Origin of the sequence: Methylobacterium gregans, assembly GCF_022179245.1 — a bacterium.
In the GTDB taxonomy this organism is placed as follows: Bacteria; Pseudomonadota; Alphaproteobacteria; order Rhizobiales; family Beijerinckiaceae; genus Methylobacterium; species Methylobacterium gregans.
Genome location: NZ_BPQM01000207.1, coordinates 1 through 1,045, shown reverse-complemented (window position 1 = coordinate 1,045; position 1,045 = coordinate 1). Strand labels below are relative to the sequence as shown.

1 protein-coding gene is annotated in these 1,045 nt (G+C 71.3%); it reads left to right on the top strand.

Annotated features, from left to right (window positions below; translation table 11 throughout):
- Positions 1 to 444: 444 nt before the first annotated feature.
- The coding region (locus tag MFF54_RS27545) for an asparagine synthase-related protein (protein WP_238307358.1) at positions 445 to 1,045 on the top strand (601 nt) is incomplete at its 3' end.

Below are 1,045 nucleotides of genomic sequence, written 5' to 3'. Positions count from 1 at the left end.
CCCGGCGCGCCTCCGCGGCCCGCGGCTCCCGCGCCCCGGCCGCGCTCAGGATCCGATCGAACCCCTCCGCCGCGGCGCCGCGCGAGGCGGTTCCACGCAGGTTCGGACGGTTGTACCCGGCCGCGACGCCATCCATTCGATCCGTGGTTGCGAACGCCATCGATCCCCGCTCCTCGAAGCCGGTGGGAGCAAGCAGCGAGCCACCGCCGCATATCCCGCAAAATACTGAAGCGTAACGCCTTTCCTGACTTCCGAGCGCGCAGTCGCTTCGGGCCTGCCGGCCTTTGCTGCCGGGCGGGCGGCAGCTTTTGCCGGGCGGCACGCGATCGCGCATGGGGTCCGCCCGGTAAGAGCAGCACGACCCGCCCTGGAAACTCCGGCGGCCAGCCCTTATAGAGTGCCGCGGGCGGCCATTACCCCAGCGCGGGGCCGCCGGATCCGGCTATGAACTCCCTCGACCTGCCCAAAGCTCCCCACGAGACGCGCGTCGTCGTCGCCATGTCCGGCGGCGTCGATTCCTCCGTGGTCGCGGGGCTGCTGAAACGGGAGGGCTACGACGTGGTCGGCGTGACGCTCCAGCTCTACGACCATGGCGCCGCGACCCACCGCAAGGGCGCCTGCTGCGCCGGTCAGGACATCCACGACGCCCGCGCGGCGGCGGCCCATCTCGGCATCCCGCACTACGTGCTCGACTACGAGGACCGTTTTCGCGATGCCGTGATCGATCGGTTCGCGGAGAGCTATCTGGCGGGCGAGACGCCGATCCCCTGCGTCGAGTGCAACCGCTCGATCAAGTTTCGCGACCTGCTCGGCCTCGCCCGCGACCTTGATGCGGACGCGCTCGCCACGGGCCACTACGTGGCGAGCCGCCCCCTGCCGGAGGGGGGCCGCGCCCTCTACCGCGCCCTCGATCCGGCCCGGGACCAGAGCTACTTCCTGTACGCGACGACGCCCGAGCAGCTCGCCTATCTGCGCTTTCCCTTGGGCGAGCTGCCCAAGGACGAGACCCGCGCGCTCGCGCGGGAACTCGGCCTCGCCATCGCCG